At 65.9% G+C, this 16,489-nt stretch carries 14 protein-coding genes; 3 read left to right on the top strand and 11 right to left on the bottom strand.

What is annotated here, in order from left to right; translation table 11 throughout:
* Nucleotides 1–310: 310 nt before the first annotated feature.
* The 7 genes from HH308_RS24885 to HH308_RS24855 form a co-directional block, all read right to left on the bottom strand.
* Nucleotides 311–1,405 carry an acyl-CoA dehydrogenase family protein gene (locus HH308_RS24885; protein ID WP_170196960.1) on the bottom strand — a complete coding sequence of 365 codons (1,095 nt, stop codon included), beginning with the start codon at nucleotides 1,403–1,405 and terminating at the stop codon, nucleotides 311–313.
* Nucleotides 1,402–2,373: an acyl-CoA dehydrogenase family protein gene (locus HH308_RS24880; RefSeq protein ID WP_170196959.1), complete on the bottom strand. Its 972-nt coding sequence runs from the start codon at nucleotides 2,371–2,373 to the stop codon at nucleotides 1,402–1,404. The genes HH308_RS24885 and HH308_RS24880 overlap by 4 nt, the downstream gene beginning before the upstream one ends.
* 22 nt (nucleotides 2,374–2,395) lie before the next feature.
* Nucleotides 2,396–3,553 carry an acyl-CoA dehydrogenase family protein gene (locus HH308_RS24875; RefSeq protein ID WP_170196958.1) on the bottom strand — a complete coding sequence of 386 codons (1,158 nt, stop codon included), beginning with the start codon at nucleotides 3,551–3,553 and terminating at the stop codon, nucleotides 2,396–2,398.
* Between the two features lies 1 nt (nucleotide 3,554).
* Nucleotides 3,555–4,475 carry an enoyl-CoA hydratase gene (locus tag HH308_RS24870; RefSeq protein WP_170196957.1) on the bottom strand — a complete coding sequence of 307 codons (921 nt, stop codon included), beginning with the start codon at nucleotides 4,473–4,475 and terminating at the stop codon, nucleotides 3,555–3,557.
* Nucleotides 4,476–4,520: 45 nt separating this feature from the next.
* Nucleotides 4,521–5,111, bottom strand: coding sequence for a helix-turn-helix transcriptional regulator (locus HH308_RS24865; protein ID WP_170196956.1), 591 nt, complete (start codon nucleotides 5,109–5,111; stop codon nucleotides 4,521–4,523).
* On the bottom strand, nucleotides 5,108–5,704 hold the full coding sequence (locus HH308_RS24860) for a DUF2249 domain-containing protein (protein ID WP_170196955.1): 597 nt from the start codon (nucleotides 5,702–5,704) through the stop codon (nucleotides 5,108–5,110). The genes HH308_RS24865 and HH308_RS24860 overlap by 4 nt, the downstream gene beginning before the upstream one ends.
* 68 nt (nucleotides 5,705–5,772) lie before the next feature.
* Nucleotides 5,773–6,672: a helix-turn-helix domain-containing protein gene (locus HH308_RS24855; RefSeq protein WP_170196954.1), complete on the bottom strand. Its 900-nt coding sequence runs from the start codon at nucleotides 6,670–6,672 to the stop codon at nucleotides 5,773–5,775.
* A 63-nt stretch (nucleotides 6,673–6,735) separates the two neighbouring features.
* Here HH308_RS24855 and cysD point away from each other — a divergent pair, with 63 nt between their 5' ends.
* The 3 genes from cysD to HH308_RS24840 are packed head-to-tail and all read left to right on the top strand — an operon-like array spanning nucleotide 6,736 to nucleotide 10,326.
* Nucleotides 6,736–7,668: a sulfate adenylyltransferase subunit CysD gene (cysD, locus tag HH308_RS24850; protein WP_170196953.1), complete on the top strand. Its 933-nt coding sequence runs from the start codon at nucleotides 6,736–6,738 to the stop codon at nucleotides 7,666–7,668.
* Nucleotides 7,668–9,506 (top strand): adenylyl-sulfate kinase, encoded by a 1,839-nt coding sequence (cysC, locus tag HH308_RS24845; protein WP_170196952.1) that lies wholly within the window; start codon nucleotides 7,668–7,670, stop codon nucleotides 9,504–9,506. Before cysD ends, cysC begins: the two co-directional genes overlap by 1 nt.
* Nucleotides 9,507–9,519: 13 nt before the next feature.
* Nucleotides 9,520–10,326, top strand: coding sequence for a 3'(2'),5'-bisphosphate nucleotidase CysQ (locus tag HH308_RS24840; RefSeq protein ID WP_170196951.1), 807 nt, complete (start codon nucleotides 9,520–9,522; stop codon nucleotides 10,324–10,326).
* Nucleotides 10,327–10,364: 38 nt separating this feature from the next.
* Here HH308_RS24840 and HH308_RS24835 read toward each other — a convergent pair whose 3' ends face one another.
* From HH308_RS24835 to HH308_RS24815, 4 genes are all read right to left on the bottom strand, one after another.
* On the bottom strand, nucleotides 10,365–11,354 hold the full coding sequence (locus HH308_RS24835; RefSeq protein WP_211188825.1) for a hypothetical protein: 990 nt from the start codon (nucleotides 11,352–11,354) through the stop codon (nucleotides 10,365–10,367).
* A 124-nt stretch (nucleotides 11,355–11,478) separates the two neighbouring features.
* On the bottom strand, nucleotides 11,479–11,943 hold the full coding sequence (locus HH308_RS24830; protein ID WP_170196950.1) for a hypothetical protein: 465 nt from the start codon (nucleotides 11,941–11,943) through the stop codon (nucleotides 11,479–11,481).
* Nucleotides 11,944–13,001: 1,058 nt separating this feature from the next.
* Nucleotides 13,002–15,734 (bottom strand): fumarate reductase/succinate dehydrogenase flavoprotein subunit, encoded by a 2,733-nt coding sequence (locus HH308_RS24820; protein ID WP_170196949.1) that lies wholly within the window; start codon nucleotides 15,732–15,734, stop codon nucleotides 13,002–13,004.
* Entirely contained in the window at nucleotides 15,731–16,486 is a 756-nt protein-coding gene (locus HH308_RS24815; RefSeq protein WP_170196948.1) for an ABC transporter ATP-binding protein, read from the bottom strand. Before HH308_RS24815 ends, HH308_RS24820 begins: the two co-directional genes overlap by 4 nt.
* Between the last annotated feature and the right edge of the window lie 3 nt (nucleotides 16,487–16,489).

Here is a 16,489-nt window from a genome sequence, read left to right as displayed (position 1 = left end):
TGAAGAAGGGGACGCCCCCAGACCGGCAACGGTCCCAGGGGCGTCCCCCCCTTTTTTTGTCTGCGTTACACCACTATTGCCACCCCGGGCGCCCACCCCGAGAGGGGCAGGCCAGGGGTCGGGGTGGGGTTGGGTTGTTCGTCTCACCAGACCCCTCGTTACACCGAAGCTCGTCCCTCGCTTCGCCACTCGGGGAGCAGGGGACGTCACTCTGGGCACTCCCAGTGAGCAAGTAGGGGGATGTCAGTGCGGGCCCGCGATACACCTAAGCTCGTCCCTCGCTTCGGCACTCGCGAGCCGGCCCTCGTCGTTATAACGACGCGGATAATGCGGCTACTACCTCATGCGGTTGACCGAACAGTTGCGCCGTACTCTGCGCCCGCTTGAAGTACAGCTGGATGTCGTGTTCCCAGGTGATGCCGATTCCGCCGTGCAACTGGATCGCTTCGCCGGTTACCCGGCGGAATGCCTCGGAGCAGTAGACGTGGGCCGAGGCCGCCAATTCGTTTGCATCGGCGCTGCCTGTGACGATGGCTTCGACGGCCGCGTACGCGATCGACCGCGAGGTCTCGACGTCGGCGTACATGTCGGCCATGCGATGTTTGAGTGCCTGGAAGGAACCGATGACTCGCCCGAATTGCTTGCGGGACTTCGTATATTCGACGGTGAGATCGAGCGCCGCGGACGCTGCACCGACCTGCTCGACTGCCAACAGCGCCCACGCGAGAGTGCGTAGACGCGCGAAGATGGCGGAGTCCGACGGCACCGCAGTGGCTGCGACGTCGGTGAAGGTGACTCGCGCCATCGGCCGCGTCGGATCGAGAACCGGTAGCGCGGTGATCTCCACGCCGGGCGCATCCGCATCGACGTGATGCAGCGTCGACGGTCGTGTGTCGAAGGCCGAGCCGGCAACTATGACCAGTACGTCTGCGGATTCGCCGTCGATCACGTAATCGGCAGTGCCGCTGAGCAATCCGGCGTCGGCGACGATTCCAGACCGATTCCAGTCGTGTTCTGACGCCCAGCACAGCGTTGCCCTGCGCGAGCCCTCCGCGAGATCGGGCAGGATCAGCTCACACGCGGCGTCGTCGCCGCTCAGCATCAACGCGCCGGTCGCGAGCACCGCCGACGACAGCATCGGAATCGAAGCGAGCGCTCTGCCGAGTTCTTCGACGACGGCAGCCGTCTCCAGCCACGTGACCCCGGCACCGCCGAATGCTTCAGGGACGGCAAGCCCGGCGACACCGACCTGCTCGCACAGTGTCGACCACAGTTCGACGTCGGTGCGCGTCGGGGACTCGATGGCAGTTCGCAGGGCGCGGTCGCCGCGGCGTCGGATGACCTCCCGGACCGAATCGCGCAGCGCCGCTATCTCTTCGGCGGACGCCGCCGTCGACGTCGTCATCGAAGTGTCTCCAGAATCCGTTGGCGGTGTACCGCACCGGAACCCCACGCGCTGACCAAGGCTCGGGTCTTGGTGATGAACAGGGAGATGTCGTGTTCGGCGGTGTAGCCGATCGCGCCCATGACCTGCAACGACTTTCGCGCTGACAGGTACGCCGCGTCGCCGGCCGCGACCTTGGCCGCGGCGACCTCGCGTGTCACCAGCACGTCGTCGGGGACCTGACCGTCGAGGGCCAAGGCGGCCCCGTGTACGAGCGGCCGTGCCATCTCCAACGCTACGACGACATCGGCGAGATGATGCTTGATCGCTTGGAATGACCCGATCGGCTTACCGAACTGGGTGCGGGCCTTGGCGTATTCGGCTGCAATCGTCAGCATCGCCTGGCCCAGACCGAGGAGCTGCGCAGCGGTTGCGAGAATCGCGTGATCGATTGCGGCAGAGGCGTCGACGTCGGTGTCGAGCCGTTCGCCCGCGGTGAGTGACGCGAGTCGTCGAGTCGGATCGACGGACTGCTTGATCGCACCTGCGATTCCAGCCGATAGGACACCGGAGTCGAACAGATAGGTGGTGGCCACCTCGGTGTCGACTGCGCGTGGAGCCAGGGGAGCGAGGGCGATCGTGGACAGATCTCCGCGCGCGTGCGCTTCGAGTTGCTGTACGGAATCGGTGGCGCGCAAGAGAATCGGTACCGCGGCAAGGGTCTCGGCGACCGGTCCCGGAACGGCGTGTCGGCCGAGCTGCTCGGCGGCGACGACCATTTCGACGGCGCCTGCGCCGCTGCCGCCCAGTTCGTCGTCGATCAGCAGTCCGGTCACGCCGATTTCCGTGAGTGCAGTCCAGATGGCCAGGCCCGCTTCATATTTGCCGTCCGCCCAGGCGCGGGCCGACGACGGCACGTCGGCCTTGACGAGCATCGAGTCGATCGCCGACGCGAGATCGTTGTGTTCTTCTTCGAGGAGGAATTTCATCTCATGCTTCCCGTGTCGCGAATCAGCGAGGCAGACCCAGTAGGCGCTCAGCGATCACATTGCGTTGAATCTCGTTGGTACCGGCGTAGATCGGGCCGGACAAGGAGAACAGATAGCCGTCGGTCCAATTGTCTTCGAGTTCGGCGTCGGCGCCCTGCAGCTCGAGCGCCGTCTCGTGCGCGGCGATGTCCCACTGCGACCAGAAGACCTTGTTGATCGACGACTCCATGCCGAGTCGACCGCCGGCGGCGAGTCGGCTGACTGTCGCGTACGTCGACAGTTCGTAGGCACGGGAACCAATCCAGGCGTCGGCGACACCGAGATCGGTTGCGGCGGTGGCGGGAACGGCGTCGCGGCGTGCCTTCCACAGGTCGATGAGACGGTCGGTCGTGGCGAGGAAGCGGCCGGGGGAGCGCAGCGACAGGCCCCGCTCGTTGGCCGCCGTGCTCATCGCGACCTTCCAGCCGTTGTCGACTTCACCGATGACGCCGGATTCCCCGGGGGCCGCGGGATCGTCGGGCACGAAGACGTTCTCCAAGAACAGTTCCGCGAAGCCGGGCTCGCCGTCGAGTTGGGCGATGGGGCGAACGGTGACGCCGGGGGAACGCAGGTCGAACATGAAATAGGTGAGGCCACGGTGGCGTTCGGCGTCTGGAGCGGAACGGAACAGACCGAACGCGAGGTCGGCGAAGCTGGAGCGCGAACTCCAGGTCTTCTGGCCGTTCAGCAGCCATCCGCCCTCGGTCCGGGTTGCGGTGGACCGAAGCGAGGCCAGGTCGCTGCCGGACTCCGGTTCGCTCCACGCCTGGCCCCAGATGTCGTCGGCGCGCGCCATCCGCGGCATGATCCGCGCGAGCTGTTCCGGATTGGCATGCTCGAAAAGCGTTGGGGCGAGCAGGAAGATGCCGTTCTGGCTGACTCGGCCGGGCGCGCCGGACCGGTAGTACTCCTCTTCGAAGATCACCCAGTGCAGCAGCGGCTCATCGCGTCCGCCGTACTCAACTGGCCAGCTGACCACCGACATCCGGTCGGCGGCCATGGTCGCCTCCCACTCGCGGTGTGCCGCAAAGCCTTCGGCGGTGTCCATCGACGGGAGTGGGGTGGCGGGCACGTGCGCGGCCAGCCAATCGCGGACTTCCGCGCGGAATGCCTGCGCGGCGTCGTCGAACAACAGATCCACGTCAGGCCCGCCCGTCAGCGGCGGCGGGTCTGGCCGACGCCTTCATCGACTTCGCATCCATGCCGCCGAGCGAATCGCCGTCCGCCGCTTCGGCATTGGCCGAGTGGGCGAAGTGATGCCACCCGAACACCGAGTCCATCGAAGAGCGCAGGCCCATCTGGTCTTCGCAGATGTTGACGGCCTTCTTGGTGAGTGCCAGACCGAGCTGCGGCATCTCGGCGATCGACGTCGCGATGCCGTCGACCTTGGCGGCCAGCTCGGCGCGCGGGACCACGTGGTTGACCATGCCCCAGTCGGCGGCCTGCGCGGCGGTGAAGTGTTCGCCGGTGAACAGGATCTCCTTGGCTCGCCGCGGACCGAGCACGAACGCGTGCGCAAAGTACTCGACACCCGGAATACCCATGCGCACAACAGGATCAGAGAAGAAGGCGTCGTCGCTGGCGACGATGAAGTCCGCGATCCAGGCCAGCATCAGGCCGCCCGCGATGCACGCACCGTGCACCTGGGCGATCACCGGCTTGGGGATCTCGCGCCATCGACGGCACATGCCCATGTACACCTCGATCTCGCGGGCGAGACGCTGGTCCGCTCCGCCGCGATCGCTGTGGTCCCAGTAGAGGGTCGCCGCGTTGTCGTAGTACGTGTCGAAATCGCGCTCGGGGGTACCGATGTCGTGGCCCGCGGAGAAGTGTTTGCCGTTGGCGCGCAAGACGATGACCTTGACCGCGGCGTCGTCGACGGCCCTGCGAAACGCGGCGTCGAGCGAGTAGGTCATCACCGAGTTCTGCGCGTTGCGGTACTCGGGACGATTGAGAGTTACGTATGCGATGGAACCCTCGGCGGCGGTCTCGTATGCCACGGGCTGGGTGTCCGGGCCGAGTTCGTCGGGTTTGAGCGCAGGTGGGATGACGGCATCACTCATACCTTGGAGCATAACCGAGCAAGTGCTTGGTTGGTAGTCCGGTGCCTACCCCGCAGCGTCGATCCGCACGATGCAGACGCCGGGCGCTGCGAACGGTTCGAGCGCGACGACGTCGATCGGTGCGGTCATCTCGGCGGCCGCGCCCCGCAGCAGACCGAGGTGCAGCGAGCAGATCCGGTGCGATGATTCATGGGCGAGTTCCAGAAACGGGCAGTGGGTGAGGTCGATGCGCGACTCGTCGACGACCTCGGGCGCGAAGTCCAGGTCTGCGAGAACCTGGGTCAGGGCGTCGAGCGAGGGCAGAGCGGGATCGGGCGACAGCGCTTCGCCCCAGCGTCGGCCGATGCGTTCGGCGGCCGATGCGTCGGCGAGGTCGGCGAGCAACGCGTGCGCCAGCGGCAGATAGCGGCGCGGGCCGCTGGGGTCCATTCCCCGACGTGCCCGGTAGGTCAACCGCGGCCGGCCGGGCGTGTGGGCGGTGGCGCTGACGCGTTCGACGACGCCGTCGCGCTCGAGCGCGTTGAGATGAAAACGCGCCGTCGTCGCCGGTATACCGACACGTCTGGAGATCGTCGCGATGTCGATCGGGTCGTCGGCCGCCCGCACCTCGGCCAGAACGTCGGCTCGGGTGGTCATCGTGGCGTGAACGGTTCGATGACCAGCGACTCGCGATGCCGATGCACGGTCAAGTAGGTCAATCCCGTCGGGCCGGCGGTGAATTCGCGTTGCGAGTGGTGTGGCAGCCAGATCAGGTCGCCGATGGCGAGTGCGACGTCCTCGCCTTCGGTGCCCAAGGTTCCGTCTCCGCCGAGTATCTGAATGAGCACGTCGACTTCGGCGCCGGTGTGCCGCGCGATCTGCTGCCGGGGAGCCAGCGCGATGACATTGGAGTCGAGGCCCCGATCCGGTGCGTCGAGCTTCCAGCGGACGCCGGCGGCGTCGGAGCCGGTGTCGACGGCGTCGACGAGATTGGTGAGTTTGCGCGGTAGCGGCGTCGAAGTGACTTTGCTGATGCGGACCTGGTAATCGCGGTGTTCGCGCCGCACATATTCCCAGGCGTAGCTACCCGGGTACGACGCCTCGAATTCGTCGTGCAGGTGGCGTGGGTCGTGGTCGTTGACCAGCAGCAGGCTGTCGCCTGCGGCGAGGTCGCGGAAGATCCCGAAGATCTGTGGGTGACGCTGCGGCTTGGGGATCTCGCGGACGTCGAGAGTGGTGTGATCGGTCATGGCCATCCTGAGTTTTTACAAGTTCGATTTGTAAAAACGCTACACCGTCGATGAGGGCGGCACCAGAATCAGATCGCCGACAATCCGTCGGCAGTTGTGCGGACTCGGGAGCCGACGTCGTGCAGCGCGTCCGGCGTCATCGTTCGGTTGGGGCAGGCGACGAGCGACGCGGTCACCGCCTCGGCGTCGAAGACGGGTGCGCCGATGGTGATCACCGGCAGATCCCCGTGCAGTTCGTCGGGCAGGTAGTCGATGGTGGTCAGCTCGGTGAGCAGGTCGCCCATCCGCGAACGCAGTGAATCCGACACGGAGTCAAGGGAATTCAATGCGTCGGTCACCGCCACATAGTCATCGGTCATGCGCTCGATGGAGTATCCGCGCTCGGCTATCGCGGACAATGCCAGCCGAAGCCGGGTGCGCAGTGCCGCCGGTGCCTTCGCGATCCAGGCGTCCTGCTCGGCGTGCGATGCCCAGGCGAAGAATTCCCGCGAAAACGGTGGCCGCAGCGTGATGGGGTGCCCCCGGGTGATCCAGGGGAGGGCGGTGCCGACCGAACCGTCGGCGTCGGCGGTGGGAATCCAGGTCTGATCGACGACGCTGATCGTTTCCGGGCCGACGCGGCGTGCCACGAAGCAAGGCATGTGCAGGTCGTCGCTGAGTTCGGTCATCGCCACGCGTGCGCGCGCGATGAGAGGGTCGGCCGCGGTCACGCGCGTGGCCAGGGTGGTGAAGACTGGGCCGAGTGTGATCTCGCCGCTGCTGCGGCTGCGCATCGCCCATCCCTGTTCCACCAATTCGCTGACAATCGCGTGTGCGGTTGCGCGGGACTGGCCGGTTCGGCGGACAATATCGGCGATGGTGATCGGTCCCATCGAGGTGTCTGCGAGCAGCTCGACGACCCGGATGGCGCGCGCGGTGGGCGGCGACGGTTGACGGGACTTGACGCCGTCGCCTACGGTCGGTGTCACATATTCAATAGGTAGTGTCGAATATTCGACATGTCAAGTGGTACGTCACGTCAAGGAGTTGCGGTGGAAGTCGCCGAATCCGAAAGCCCGCACGGCTACGAGCTGTCGCATCTCGACGCCCTCGAAGCCGAGGCGGTCCACATCTTCCGAGAGGTCGCAGCCACCTTCGAACGACCGGGACTGCTGTTCTCCGGCGGCAAGGACTCGGTAGTCATGTTTCACGTGGCGCAGAAGGCGTTCTGGCCGGCGCCGGTGCCCTTCCCGCTGATGCACGTCGACACCGGGCACAACTTCGATGAAGTGATCACCTACCGGGATCGGGTGGTCGCCGAGACTGGTGTGCGCCTGGTGGTCAGCTCGGTACAGGACGACATCGACGCCGGACGGGTCGTCGAACAGACCGGCCCCGGCGCAAGCCGCAACCGTTTGCAGACAGCGGCATTGCTGCGCGGCATCACCGAGAACAAATTCGACGCCGTGTTCGGCGGCGCACGCCGGGATGAGGAGAAGGCACGCGCGAAGGAACGGATCTTCAGTTTCCGAGACGAGTTCGGTGCGTGGGATCCGCGCGGGCAACGGCCGGAACTGTGGCACCTCTACAACGGGCGCCACCATCGCGGCGAGCATATCCGAGTGTTCCCGCTGTCGAACTGGACCGAGCTCGACATCTGGCAGTACATCGCCCGTGAATCGATCGCGCTGCCCGAGATCTACTACGCGCACGAGCGCGAGGTGGTTCCACGGGACGGGATGCTGCTCGCCAAGACGCGCTTCCTGGCCGTGTTGCCGGGTGAAGAGGTCCAGACCCGGCAGGTGCGGTTCCGCACCGTCGGTGATGCCACATGCACGGGTTGTGTTCTCTCCGAAGCAGATTCGGTCGAGAAGGTCATCGAGGAGATCGAGGTGACCCGGGTGACCGAACGTGGTGCGACGCGGGCCGACGATCGAATCTCCGAGGCGGGGATGGAAGACCGCAAGAAGGAAGGGTATTTCTGATGAATACCGAACTGTTGCGCCTGGCCACCGCGGGATCGGTCGACGACGGAAAGTCGACACTGATCGGCCGTCTCCTCTACGACTCGAAATCGATCTTCACCGACCAACTCGAATCGATCGAGAAGACGAGCGCCGAACGTGGCGACGAGTACGCCAACCTCGCCCTGCTGACCGACGGTCTGCGTGCCGAACGTGAGCAGGGAATCACCATCGACGTCGCGTATCGGTACTTTTCGACGCCGACACGCAAATTCATCATCGCCGACACCCCCGGTCACGTGCAGTACACCCGCAACATGGTCACCGGGGCGTCGACCGCTGATCTGGCGATCATTCTGATCGACGCACGCAAGGGCGTTCTGGAGCAGACCCGCAGGCATGCGTTTCTGTCGTCGTTGCTCGGCATTCCGCACTTGTGCATCTGTATCAACAAGATGGATCTCGTCGACTGGTCCCGAGACCGCTTCAACGAGATCCGCGACGAGTTCGTCGCGTTCGCCGCCAAGCTCAACGTCACCGACCTGACCTTCATCCCGATCTCCGCTCTGGTCGGCGACAACGTCGTCGACCCGTCGTCGAACATGCCGTGGTACTCCGGACGTCCGCTTCTGAGTCACCTGGAGAACGTCTACATCGCCTCCGACCGCAACCTGATCGACGCGCGGCTGCCGGTGCAGTACGTGATCCGGCCGCAGCGCAGCGATGGAAACGACCACCGGTCGTACGCCGGCACCGTGGCCGGTGGCGTGTTCTCGGTCGGCGACGAGATCGTCGTGCTGCCAAGCGGTTTCAGCACGACGATCAGTGCGATCTGGGGTCCCGGCGGGGCGAAGGTCGACGAGGCGTTCGCGTCGATGGCGGTATCGGTGGAACTCGCCGACGAGATCGACATCGTCCGCGGCGACATGCTCGCGCGTCCGCATAACAGGCCGCACGTCGGGCGGGAAATCGATGCGCTGGTCTGCTGGTTCTCCGACGACACGACGCTGCGGCGCGACTCGCGGTACGTGCTGGCGACCGGCACGCGAGCCACCAAGGCGACGGTGTCGGGATTCAACTACCGCCTCGACGTGAACACGCTGCATCGGGACGCCGCGGCAGATCAATTGCAGCTCAACGAGATTGCGCGGATCAGCTTGCACACTCAACATTCGGTGATGTTCGATCCGTATCGCACCAATCGGGAGACCGGCAGCTTCATCCTGATCGACGAGGCGACCAACAAGACGGTGGCCGCAGGCATGATCACCGGTCCGGTGCAGGCGAGCTCCAACGTCGTCTGGCAGACCACCAAGGTTGCCCGCGAACAGCGCCCACATCAGGGAGCGACGTTGTGGCTCACCGGATTGTCGGGGTCGGGCAAGTCGGCACTCGCCGTCGAAATCGAGCGGCGCCTGGTCGCCGAGGGACGGCCCGCCTATCTGATGGACGGCGACAACCTTCGCCACGGCCTCAACTCCGACCTCGGTTTCGGCGACGACGATCGACGTGAGAACATCAGGCGCACAAGCGAAGTCGCATCGCTGTTCGCCGACTCCGGAGCCATCGCGATCGTCTCGCTGATCAGCCCGTTCGCGGCGGAACGCCAGCGGGCCAGGGAGATTCACGCCGAGCGTGGGCTGCCGTTCTACGAGATCTTCATCGACACCCCGCTCGCCGAATGTGAGCGGCGTGATCCAAAAGGTTTGTATGCCAAGGCCCGTCGCGGTGAAATTACTCAGTTCACCGGCATCGACTCGCCATACGAACGACCGCTGACGCCCGAAGCCGTCGTCGTGCCCGCCGACGGCACGCCCGCCGACGTGGCCGAAGTGATCATGCGCAACCTGGGACTGTGAGAGGACCGAAGAAATGAGTGACAACCCGACGTCGAGCGACGACCGGCGACTGGCCGCGGATCTGGCGACCCGAGCGGGTGCCCTCCTGCTCGAGGTACGCGCCGGGGGATTGCGTGGCAGGGAGTTGGGCGACGTCGGGGATCGGCGGTCGGACGACTTCCTGCAGGCTGAGCTGGCTGCCGCCCGGCCGAACGACGCTGTGCTGTCCGAAGAGTCGGCCGACGACCTGTCGCGGCTCGCCGCCGCGCGGGTGTGGATCGTCGACCCGGTGGACGGTACGCGCGAATACGGAACGCTCGACGGACCTGACGGCGCGCGGACCGACTGGGCCGTGCACGTCGCGTTATGGGGATCCGACGATGCGTCGGGGCGGTTGCTTGCCGGTGCCGTGGCGCTGCCGGCGCTCGGGGTGACCTACGTCGACGACGATGCGCCGGTGAAACCGGTCGTCGGGCTGGCTGGGGCGCGGGCAGACGATCGACCCCGGGTGGTGGTCAGCGGATCGCGGCCGCCGACCTTCTCACAGGCAGTCGCCGATGCGCTCGACGGTGTCGTCGTGCAGATGGGGTCCGCCGGTGCCAAGGCGATGGCGGTGGTTCGCGGGGAAGCCGACGCGTATGTGCACGCCGGTGGGCAGTACGAGTGGGACTCCGCGGCTCCGGTCGCCGTCGCGCAGGCTAAGGGGTTGTGGTGCAGTCGAATTGACGGATCGCCGCTGGTGTACAACCAGTCCGACACCTATCTGCCCGACCTGATCATCTGTCGGCCCGAACTCGCGGAGGCGGTGCTCGCGGCTATCGCATCGGTCGTACCACGGTAGTCGGTTCGTACCACTGGATTCGGCGTGGTACGAATCGATTAGCGTGGTAAGGGAGTCATCGGAGGAGCTGGCGGGCTGCCATCCTCCCATCGTCGTCCACCGAGCTTGGCCGTCACACGCGGAACCATCGCTCGCCTGACGAGATCTCTCCACACCCACCGCACCATGTCGTAGCCAAGGGACCGGAGCAAGTCCTCCCGCCTCTTCTCGCGGATCACTACGTCGGCGGGTGCCTCCCCGTCTCGCATCAGCTTGGTGTACTTCGCGACACCGTCGAACTCGCCGATCAGCCGGCCCGGGAGAAGAAAGTCGACGAAGAAGCGCTGGCCTTCGATGATGAACTCGTGCTGGAGAACGGGATCGGGCAGGCCGGCCTCAAGCATCTGTGCGCGGCTCCATGACTCACCGGGATTGGCCGACAGCGGACTTGCCAGGGGCAGGGTGGTTCGCGCAACGGCTATTCCAGGTCGGCGAGACCCAAGCACGAGCTGTGCCATCTCGTCGCGATCGGCGCCCGCCCGTAGAGCCGAGTCGAAGATCGTCAACGCCCCGGCGAAGTTGCTCTGGCACGCGACGTCGACCGCCGTTCGCTCGATCGTGGTTGCGGCCACTCCGTCGACGCAGGTGATGTCGGCCTCGGCGAGTGGCCCAGGGTGCGTGTGGCGTCGGAATCGCACACTGCCGTTGCGCGAGTTGCGCCGCGTGAAATGAACGTAGGTAAAGTCTGCGCTGAGCATGGGCAGGCGGTGAACGGCTGCCGCGCTTTGGAAGCTGAGGACGGGGCGCTCCGACATCGGAGCGCGAGTCGCGGCGTACGCCTGCTCCGATGCCATGGCCATAGCGACTGCGCGATGCCAGTCCTCCGGGAACACACGTCCGCGATCCCGCGGTAGGTAGATACCCGGAGCAACCTTGGTGAGTTCGCCGGAGTCGCCCGTGGTCTGCCGGAGCTCGGCGTCGGACATCCCGAACGCTAGCGCCGACGGACGGAACACCAGATGGTCAGAAACCGAACGAGTCATGTTCATTTGGACGCAGCGCAGGGCGCGTTCGGTTCCGCTCTGCGCCCGATTGCTGCTCGCTACCACGCTAATCGGTTCGTACCACCGGATTTCCCGTGGTACGAACCGACTAGCGTGGTACGGAGAGTCCCTACCGGATCACGATCACGCCGCTGCACGACTTCGGCGGCACGGTCCAGACCGGGTTGCTGTTCGCCGACGTCAGCACGGCGGTGACACGCCCCTTGCCGATTTGCGACGTCGTGAAGGTGAACACGTGCGTACCCACATACGGCGGCGACACGCGACGATCGGAGAACTTCACGATGTGCCGCCCGGTTGCCTGGTTGCGCAGGTCGAGTCGAACGCGCGACTGGTACCCCCAGAGGCTGCTGAACTCGGTGGTCAGATACGACTTGCCGGCGTAGTCGGCGACGATAACCCGCGTCGGATTATATGGCAGGTCGACGACGTTGGGGCTCAGGTTCAGGCAGTTGCCCAGCGGATACGCGGCACTCGGTGCCGCCGACGCTGCGCCGGTACCCCCGACCATAGTTGCGGCGAGTGCCCCCGCGACGGCGAATCCTGCTGCGGCAGCCTTGATCTGAACCTTCATGTCATCTCTCCCTCGTGCGAGCGTCCGTGAGTTCCGTATAGATATTCGGTAATACCGGACATTATGTTAGCCGTGGCCGCGTGCGGGCCGACCGCAGAACGCGCACAATCCGGGAAGCCTCGTCGCGCGTGACAATTGCGTCGTGTCGGCCGGGTCTGCTCAGGGTGGTAGCCACGTCCGTCATCCTCCCTATCGACGCCGGTCTACGTGCGCGCGGAGCGGCCGGATCGCTGCTCTATGAGTCTCGCAAGGCTCGCCACGTCAGGCGGCAGCTCGGGCGTGTCTCCCAATTCCCTTTACGGTCCTCGGCGGCCCGCGCCGTGCTGAGCGAGCTTGCGAGTCGAAGTAATGACCGCCTGGCCGCGTTGTCGTCGGTCACGATAGCTGCCGCTATCGCTCCCTCCTCCGCCTTGCCAGATCGGCCATCGACGAAATGCCCCGTCGCTGCGCTCGCCCCGGCGATGCCTCGCAGAAGAATTGGGAGACACGCCCCAGATCCCTTGGCGATCACGGCGACTCTCGGACGTTGCTGAGTACCCAAACGCACCGTTGACGGTTGTCGAATCCGAGCAGACAACAAGGGCGTACTAGGGGCCGGATCTACGGCCCGATGTTTCTTTGAGACGAGTTCGATTGAAGCGGTTCGCAGTGTTGTCGCTAACGGCAACGCTGTGACAATCCCGTCGGACATGGTCTATCGTCCATCGTCGTCGGAGGGCAAGCGGATCGACACCGCGATCGCCGACCAGCTCGTCCCCGACATGCGTATTGGTCTTGCCTGACCGCAGGGTACTGAGTGCAGCCGTGGCATGACGGCGCTCTACAACTACTTTTATCGCCAGTTCAACATGCCGGGGCTTTCGACGCGGCACCGTTGACGATGGCCGCGGCTCAACCAGCGGGAGGGGTGGTCGGGTTGGTCTTTCCTCTCGCCAGACCCCTCTACTTCGATACGACCGCTCGTTCCTCGCGGTCACTCAGCACGGCGGTTACACCGAAGCTCGTTCCTCGCTTCGGCACTCGGGGAGCGGGCGGGCACTCGGGAGCGGGCGACTGCTTTACCGCGCCACCGCGCGTACATCCGCGTCTTCATCGGTCCGCGCTTGTTCCAACAATGCTTCGACGCCGGGCTGATCTGCCCAGGGGCGCAGCGTCGTGATCGCAGCCTTTCGTACGTCGCCGTGCGGGTCGGTCACCAATGGCTCCAGGGCGGTGACCGTCTCCGCCCCGGGCGCGACGGCCAGCCCGGTCGCGGCTCCCTTGCGCACCTGCCAGGCATTGTCGCGCAACGCTTTTCGCAGCAGCTTCGCGTCGACGTCGGCCTCACCCAGGGTCGCCAAGGCGGCGAGTCCGGCGGCGCGAACCAGCGGGTCGGGGTCGGCGGCCAGCTTGCGGATCGCGACGACACCGGAGCCGACGGTCGCCAGCCCCTGTGCCGCAACGACTCTCACCTCGCGGTTGACGTCGTCGGCGGCGACGGCGATCAGCGTCGCGGCGTCGAGGGACACGAGCCCGCGGATCGCCTCGATCCGCACCCGGTGATGCGCGTCGGTGAGATAGCCGGCGAAGAACAACGGATCGCCTTCCTTGAGCGCGCGCAGCAGATCCAGAACCCCGGCGCGCACCAGATGGTCATCCGACCCAGCGGCGTCGCGCAACGCCTCGACGAACGGCGGCTTTCCGGCGAGTACCTCGACGAGTTCCCGCAGGGAGTCGACGGCTAGTTGACGCACCCCAGCGTCGGGATCACCCAGCGCGGACGCCAGCGCGCCCTCGAACCCCTCCGGCGTGTACTCGGTCAGCGTGGCGATCGCCGTCCGCCGCACGGTCGCATCGGCGTCGGTCAGGTAGTCGCTGAGGTCGTCCAGCGTCGGCGACTCCAGCGACACCAGTTCGACGATGCACGGCGAGAGTGGTTCGCGCGCCTCGGGTTCGGTGGCGACTCCCGACTGGGCCGTCGACGAGTCGACGACGCCGGGCGTACCCGCCGGCCCGCTGCGCACCTCGGGTTGCTCGATGTCGATGACCGAACGATCCTGCGGTGGAAGATGATTGAGGCCCTCGACCGGGACGAGATAGGGAGCGACCGGGCGACCGAGGAACTCCATCTCGCCCGCCGAGTTCTTGCGGACATTGAGGTGATAGCCCCAGTTCGCGTCGTCGCGTTCGGTGATGTCGTCGCGCTGATGGTAAAGGCCCCAACGACTTTCGGTGCGGGTCAGCGAACTGCGCGCGGCGAGTTCGGCGCAGTCGCGGATGAAGTTCACTTCGGCGCAGCGCATCAGCTCATGCGGGGTGCGCCCGCCCATCTCGGCGATTTCGCCGCGCATACGCTCGAAGGTCTCGATCGCGATGCCGAGCTTCGTCGATGCCTTCGGCGGCGCGACGTAGTCGTTGACGAAGCGGCGAAGTTTGTATTCGACCTGCGGCTGCGGCGGACCGTCGGGATTGCGCAGCGGGCGGTAGATGAGTTCGTGCGCATCGGCGATCTGATCGGCGGGCAATGTCGCCGGGGCGTCGACGTGCTTGGCCCGCTCGCTCGCGTGCTGGCCGGTGAGCTCGCCGTAGACGAATGCTCCGATCATGTAATTGTGCGGCACGCAGGCCAGGTCGCCGGCCGCGTACAGGCCGTCGACGGTGGTGGCGCCGTTCTCGTCGACCCACACCCCCGACGCCGAATGCCCACTGCACAAACCGATTTCGGAGATGTGCATCTCGATGTCGTGGGTGCGGTAGTCGTGGCCGCGGTTGGCGTGGAAGGTGCCGCGCGTCGGCCGCTCGGTGGTATGCAGGATCGACTCGAGGGTGTCGACCGTCTCCTCGGGCAGATGTGAGACCTTCAGATAGATCGGGCCGCGGGCGGATTCGATCTCGTGTTTCACTTCACTCATCATGTCGCCGGACCAGTAGTCGGAGTCGACGAACCGATCGCCGTCGGCGTTGACCTGGTAGCCGCCGAACGGATTGGCGACGTAGGCACACGCCGGGCCGTTGTAGTCCTTGATGAGCGGATTGATCTGGAAGCACTCGATACCCGACAGTTCCGCACCGGCGTGATACGCCATCGAGTACCCGTCGCCCGCGTTGGTCGGATTCTCGTATGTGCCATACAGATACCCGGATGCGGGCAGTCCCAACCGGCCGCACGGGCCCGTCGCCAGGATGACCGACTTGGCGCCGACGACGTAGAACTCGCCGGTGCGCGTGTGCAGCGCGACGGCGCCGATCGCGCGACCGTTCTCGGTCAGTACCCGGACCGGCATCAGGCGGTTCTCGATCGTGATCTTCTCCCGCATCTCCTTGCGCCGCAACACCCGATAGAGAACTTTCTTGACGTCTTTGCCCTCCGGCATCGGCAACACGTACGAGCCGGAACGATGCACGCGGCGCACCGCGTACTCGCCGTACTCGTCCTTCTCGAACTTCACCCCGTAGCGTTCGAGCCGCGAGATCATCGCGAAACCTCTGGTGGCCGTTTGATAGACGGTGCGCTGATCGACGATGCCGTCGTTGGCGCGGGTGATTTCGGCGACGTAGTCCTCCGGCGAGGCCTTCCCGGGGATGACGGCGTTGTTGACACCGTCCATGCCCATGGCCAGTGCGCCGGAATGGCGGACATGGGCCTTGTCGAGAAGGAGCACCCGCGCGCCGTTCTCGGCTGCGGTGAGCGCGGCCATCGAACCGGCGGTGCCGCCGCCGATGACGAGTACATCGCAGTCGAGGCGCTGCGCGTCGTCGACGCCGGGTGCCGTGAAGGGTTGCGGCGCAATGCTTTCGGTAGGTGAACTCATGCGATGGCCTTACTGTGTGTGCCGGCGGGGGCGGTGAGTGCGGCGGCGACGGCGCCGCGCGCCGCCGAATTGTCGGCGGCGGGCGTGCGCGGGTGTGGTACCGGGACGATCGCCCGCGCCGGTTCGCCCGCGTTGCCGAGAACGACGACGCGGTCGCCGAGGAGGACCGCCTCATCGATGTCGTGCGTGACGAAGACGACGGTGGCGGGATGGGCGTCGAGTGTGCGAATCAGTAACTGCTGCATCGATGTTCGCGTCTGGGCGTCGAGCGCGCCGAACGGTTCGTCCATCAGCACCGCGCGCGGCGCGCCGGCGAGGCCGCGCGCGAGTTGGACTCGCTGGCGCATCCCGCCCGACAGTTCCCGGGGAAGGTGGTCCGCGAACCCGTCGAGGCCGATCTCAGCGATCCAGCGATGGGCTTCGGCGCGGCGATCTTTGCGCGCAACACCGCGCAGGGTGAGAGCGAGGTCGATGTTGCGGCGCACGGTACGCCACGGATGCAAGGCGTCGTCCTGGAACACCATCGCGCGGTCGCGGGAGGTTCCGACGACCGGATCGCCGTCGGCGGCAATGGATCCCGCGTCGATCGGGCGCAGCCCCGCGATGGCCCGCAGCAGAGTGGACTTTCCGCAGCCGGACGGCCCGGTGACCACCAGGATCTCGCCGCTGGGAATGATGAGGTGGAGATCGTCGATGATGGTGCGGGCACCGTGACGCAGCGTCACGCCGGACAGGGTGAGGTCGGTGCTCATGTT

Origin of the sequence: Gordonia asplenii (assembly GCF_012933505.1) — a bacterium.
Classification (GTDB): Bacteria; Actinomycetota; Actinomycetes; order Mycobacteriales; family Mycobacteriaceae; genus Gordonia; species Gordonia asplenii.
The sequence above is the reverse complement of the archived record's forward strand: the minus strand, read 5'-3'. Positions and strand labels throughout refer to the sequence as shown.

Bases quoted from the DNA above. Each gene is read 5' to 3' on its own strand.
- HH308_RS24870 (WP_170196957.1), bottom strand. From the start codon at position 4,475: ATGAGTGATGCCGTCATCCCACCTGCGCTCAAACCCGACGAACTCGGC.
- HH308_RS24835 (WP_211188825.1), bottom strand. From the start codon at position 11,354: ATGAACATGACTCGTTCGGTTTCTGACCATCTGGTGTTCCGTCCGTCG.
- HH308_RS24815 (WP_170196948.1), bottom strand. From the start codon at position 16,486: ATGAGCACCGACCTCACCCTGTCCGGCGTGACGCTGCGTCACGGTGCC.
- HH308_RS24860 (WP_170196955.1), bottom strand. From the start codon at position 5,704: ATGACCGATCACACCACTCTCGACGTCCGCGAGATCCCCAAGCCGCAG.
- HH308_RS24885 (WP_170196960.1), bottom strand. From the start codon at position 1,405: ATGACGACGTCGACGGCGGCGTCCGCCGAAGAGATAGCGGCGCTGCGC.
- cysC (WP_170196952.1), top strand. From the start codon at position 7,668: ATGAATACCGAACTGTTGCGCCTGGCCACCGCGGGATCGGTCGACGAC.
- HH308_RS24820 (WP_170196949.1), bottom strand. From the start codon at position 15,734: ATGAGTTCACCTACCGAAAGCATTGCGCCGCAACCCTTCACGGCACCC.
- HH308_RS24880 (WP_170196959.1), bottom strand. From the start codon at position 2,373: ATGAAATTCCTCCTCGAAGAAGAACACAACGATCTCGCGTCGGCGATC.
- HH308_RS24865 (WP_170196956.1), bottom strand. From the start codon at position 5,111: ATGACCACCCGAGCCGACGTTCTGGCCGAGGTGCGGGCGGCCGACGAC.
- HH308_RS24840 (WP_170196951.1), top strand. From the start codon at position 9,520: ATGAGTGACAACCCGACGTCGAGCGACGACCGGCGACTGGCCGCGGAT.
- HH308_RS24830 (WP_170196950.1), bottom strand. From the start codon at position 11,943: ATGAAGGTTCAGATCAAGGCTGCCGCAGCAGGATTCGCCGTCGCGGGG.